The 4,152-nt window shown below is 44.0% G+C and carries 4 protein-coding genes; 1 reads left to right on the plus strand and 3 read right to left on the minus strand.

Annotated features, from left to right (window positions below):
• Positions 1-245: 245 nt before the first annotated feature.
• A complete protein-coding gene (locus IQ224_RS22025; protein ID WP_002742944.1) occupies positions 246-743 on the minus strand; it encodes a 2TM domain-containing protein in 498 nt (165 codons plus the stop codon).
• A gap of 61 nt (positions 744-804) precedes the next feature.
• The gene (trmFO, locus tag IQ224_RS22030) at positions 805-2,142 is read right to left on the minus strand and encodes an FADH(2)-oxidizing methylenetetrahydrofolate--tRNA-(uracil(54)-C(5))-methyltransferase TrmFO (protein WP_002742943.1); all 1,338 of its coding nucleotides are present in this window, start codon (positions 2,140-2,142) and stop codon (positions 805-807) included.
• 241 nt (positions 2,143-2,383) lie between these two features.
• Here trmFO and IQ224_RS22035 point away from each other — a divergent pair, with 241 nt between their 5' ends.
• A complete protein-coding gene (locus tag IQ224_RS22035; RefSeq protein WP_002742940.1) occupies positions 2,384-2,662 on the plus strand; it encodes a hypothetical protein in 279 nt (92 codons plus the stop codon).
• Between the two features lie 119 nt (positions 2,663-2,781).
• Here IQ224_RS22035 and IQ224_RS22040 read toward each other — a convergent pair whose 3' ends face one another.
• Positions 2,782-3,861, minus strand: coding sequence for a PIN/TRAM domain-containing protein (locus tag IQ224_RS22040; protein ID WP_002742939.1), 1,080 nt, complete (start codon positions 3,859-3,861; stop codon positions 2,782-2,784).
• Between the last annotated feature and the right edge of the window lie 291 nt (positions 3,862-4,152).

The following is a 4,152-nucleotide window of genomic DNA, read 5'->3' on the forward strand; positions in this document are numbered from 1 at the left end:
GGGTGTGGGGTTTTAGCGATTTTGAGAGGGTCAATTACCTAATTTTCAGGGAAAAAGTACCTGAATTTTCCCCCCAATCACTCCCACATTTGGTACTTTTTGATTTGCCAAAAGTCTAAAAGTCTTACCCAACAAGATTTTTAGATTTATTTAGCAGACCCTAAGTAGTCGTGGACAACTCAACTTTGTGTCCTTTGTGTCTCTGTGGTTCACAAAAACAAAAAAGGCTTAATTTGGCAACACTATTAAAACTGTAAAAACTTTTTAACTTGTGTCCAAAGATTGGTAAAAGACTCTTTCATTTCCTCCTTAATTTTCCAGCGTTTAAATGCTTCTTCGTAGGCAATTCCTTGATTTTGAAAAGTTTTCCAAGCCGAGAGAGAAAGAGGTAAACCCATCAGCAAAAAGATATAAATTGCCCAAGAAATTGTTCCCGCACTAATTAAATTAATGATAATAAAAAAACTATTAATAATCAGATAGCGAACGGTTTTATTTTTTAGCTCCTCGCGACGAAAGCGATCGAATTCTTGCCGTTTATAACTGAGCATTTTTGACTCTTGCCAGTCCTTTTCCGCCGCTTCTAAGTCTTTAACTTCAATAGCTAAATCGTCGGCAATTTCTAACAACTGTTGGCGGGTAATTTCTCCCCTATCCCCTTGGCGGGAGATAGCCAAATAGAGAATTTCCTGCACATCCTCTTGACTGTAGGATTGGGGAGGGAAAAAATCAGGGTTTGGCATAGCGATAGAGAAAGAAATAGTTTCCTTCTCTATTATGGGCGATCGATTTAGCGATTGACAGTTAGACGAGACAGGGAGTTTTTAACTGATTCAACCATGCTTCTAAATCCTGCAAAGAGCGATCGGCATATTGACCGTAACGTTCCCGTTTATTGCGGATTTTTCTGGTAAAATTCGGCAAAATGCCAAAATTTGGCGGCATCGGTTGAAAATGTTTCGGTTCGGCACTGCTGATAAACTCAAATAATGACCCCATCATCGTTGTGGTTGGCAATGTCACCGTTTCTAATCCTAAAGCTAAACGAGCGGCATTAGTTCCCGCTAACCATCCCCCAGCAGCCGCAGCCGTATAGCCTTCCGTGCCGATTAACTGTCCTGCCGCTAACAGCGTCGGTCGCGATTTAAACTGGAGACTGGAGGATAATAACTGGGGAGAATTGATAAAGGTGTTTTTGTGCATCACTCCCATGCGGACAAATTCGGCCTTTTCTAACCCCGGAATCAGACGGAAAACCCGTGTTTGTTCACCCCATTTTAAATTAGTTTGAAATCCCACCATATTCCACAATTGCCCCGCTTTATCTTCCATTCGCAACTGTATAACTGCGTAGGGACGTTGATCCGGATATCTGGGATCCGCTAATCCCACCGGTTTCAGGGGACCAAAACGCATGGTATCCTCTCCCCGACTGGCTAATTCTTCGATTGGCAGACAAGCCTCGAAAAATTTGGCATTTTCTCGCTCAAAATCCTTTAATTCCGCTTGTTCTGCCTGTTTTAACTCTTGCCAGAAATGCAGGTATTGTTCCCGATCCATAGGACAATTGAGATAGGCGGCCTCACCTTTATCGTAACGAGAGGCCAGAAAAGCGATCGATCGATCAATAGATTCCCCTAGAATAATCGGACTAGCGGCATCAAAAAAGCTCAGATAGTCCAGGCCGGCAAAATTTTGCAGATCTGCGGCTAAAGCAGCACTGGTTAAAGGTCCAGTGGTTAAAACGACGATACCATCCCGGGGAATTTCCGTGATCTCCTGACGTTTTAAGGTGACTAGAGGGTGGTTAGCCAAGATTTCCGTCAAATTTCGACTAAAGACCCCTCGATCGACCGCTAAAGCCCCTCCTGCGGGGACACTGTGCTGATCGGCCTGGGCAATAACTAGAGAATTTAAGCGTCGTAATTCTTCATGGAGTAACCCAGTAGCGCGATCCACCGCCATGGCACCAAAGGAGTTACTACAGACTAATTCGGCTAAAAATTGGCTATGGTGGGCGGGACTAGAGCGAATTGGGCGCATTTCGTGCAGGATCACGGGAATACCTGCTTGGGCTATCTGCCACGCCGCCTCAGTCCCCGCTAATCCTCCACCAATTACATGAATAGGGTGATCGATCATAGTTGGGAGAAAATGGCTAGAGTAGGATTATTTTAGCGTTAGTTCCGAGTCACCAAAAAATAGGGCCAGCCCATGGCAATCGCATGAAAATTTTGGCTGATCGCAAACTCAGGTTATAATTAAAGAAGGGATAGAACATTATATTTTATCTCGGCGCGATTTTTGCTTTCGAGAAGGTGGCAACACCGCCCCACTTTCTCACCATCTCCTTCCAGATGGGCTAGTTAGCGGTTTGACTTCTATGAACACCAATTATCTTGAAGAATACCAAAAATACCTAGCCGAATGGCAGAAAATGCTTCTGTCCGCTTGGGGTAATGGTGTTCCCACGACTACACCAGTGTTTGAGTTTCCAGAAACTTTGGTTAAATCCCTCGAATATCAACAGGAATGGGTGAAATCCTACCTAACCGCCCAAGAAACCGCCACCAAAGTTGCCCTCGATAGTCAGAAACAATTCTGGGATAGTTATTTCGGTTTTGCTCGTCAGTCCATGGCCGTACTCAATAAACCGGCCTAATTTAGATATAAATTGGCTAGATGGTTCGGTTAGTGACTTAACTTCCCTTAAAAAATAAAATACCTCAAATACAATCCCCTCTGGCTCTGTATTTGAGGCTTTTTTGGGTTTTATTACCTTTAAGCAATCAGGGAATTTTGGGGTTTAGCAAAAATCATCCGTCCGGCCGAGGTTTGCAGTGCAGATGTCACCACTACCCGCAATTCTCCCCCTAGATAGTCTTTTCCTTCTTCTACCACCACCATCGTGCCATCTTCTAGATAACCGATGCCTTGGGTGGGTTCTTTTCCTGCTTTGAGAATTTTTAGATCCAACGTATCCCCGGGCAAGTAGATCGGGCGTACTGCTTGAGCGAGATCGTTGACATTCAAGATGGTGACTTTTTGCAGATTGGCCACTTTACTGAGATTATAATCGTTAGTGAGCAAGGTGGCGTTAATTTCCTGGGCAAGATGGACTAATTTGGCATCTACGGTGCTAATATCCTCATAATCGGCGGGATGAATGACAATGCGATCGGGGAATTCTTGCTGCATCCGGTTTAAGATATCTAATCCTCGTCTTCCTCTAACTCGTTTTTGGTCGTTACTACCATCCGCTAACTGTTGCAATTCCTGAAGGATAAATTGGGGGATGAGTATCTGTCCCTCGATAAATCCCGTGTCTAACAATTGTTCGATACGACCATCGATAATACAACTGGTGTCAACAACTTTGGTGGCGGCCGCTTGCAGGGTTCCTTCTGCCACTAGAATTGATTCCATACTATTGGGGTTAATCAGACGCAGAAAAGTGCGACCGTGGGTATCAGCTAAACTAACCCCCAGATAGGAAAACATAATACTGCCTAAAATAGCGATTATCGGCTTGATAAACGAGAATTCTCTGGGAATCGGGAGGAAGAAAATCGGAGCTAGGATCAGATTAGCAATTAACAAACCGATAACGAGACCGACCGAACGGGTTAAAATAACTTCGATCGGAGTTTGTCGTACTTGGGTTTCTAGACGACGATAGGTAGTTTGGGCAACTAAACCAATAGCCAAACCAATAATTGAGGCAAAACCCGCCGATAACCAGCGTAAAGCTTCAATATTGCTGATTTGCGACTGGACAGCAACCGGCAGCAAGTCAACACCACTATAACCAATACTGGCAACAGCGAAGACGAATAGTAAAATTATGACAGCATCAAGCATGGGGATAATACCAGAGAGGATAGGGGGGGAATGATGGTAGAAAAATAATGAGTATGGATGCTTTTCTATTATATCTGTGGGTTTCTCCTAATTTGTGTCGGGAAAGTTGCCTCCATTCTAGGAGATGTTCTCCCCAGCCATAATACATCTTAACGAAGATAAACGAAATTATAGGAGACAGGAGACAGGAGATAGGAGACAGGAGACAGGAGACGGGAAACGGGAGACAGGAGATTGTGTTTATTTATTCTCCCCACTCTCCACTCCCAATTCATAATTTATAATTCCCAC

The organism is Microcystis sp. LEGE 00066 (assembly GCF_015207925.1).
GTDB lineage: Bacteria > Cyanobacteriota > Cyanobacteriia > Cyanobacteriales > Microcystaceae > Microcystis > Microcystis ichthyoblabe_A.

Coding starts and splice junctions, on each gene's coding strand:
- IQ224_RS22025 (WP_002742944.1), bottom strand. CDS start 743: ATGCCAAACCCTGATTTTTTCCCTCCCCAATCCTACAGTCAAGAGGAT.
- trmFO (WP_002742943.1), bottom strand. CDS start 2,142: ATGATCGATCACCCTATTCATGTAATTGGTGGAGGATTAGCGGGGACT.
- IQ224_RS22035 (WP_002742940.1), top strand. CDS start 2,384: ATGAACACCAATTATCTTGAAGAATACCAAAAATACCTAGCCGAATGG.
- IQ224_RS22040 (WP_002742939.1), bottom strand. CDS start 3,861: ATGCTTGATGCTGTCATAATTTTACTATTCGTCTTCGCTGTTGCCAGT.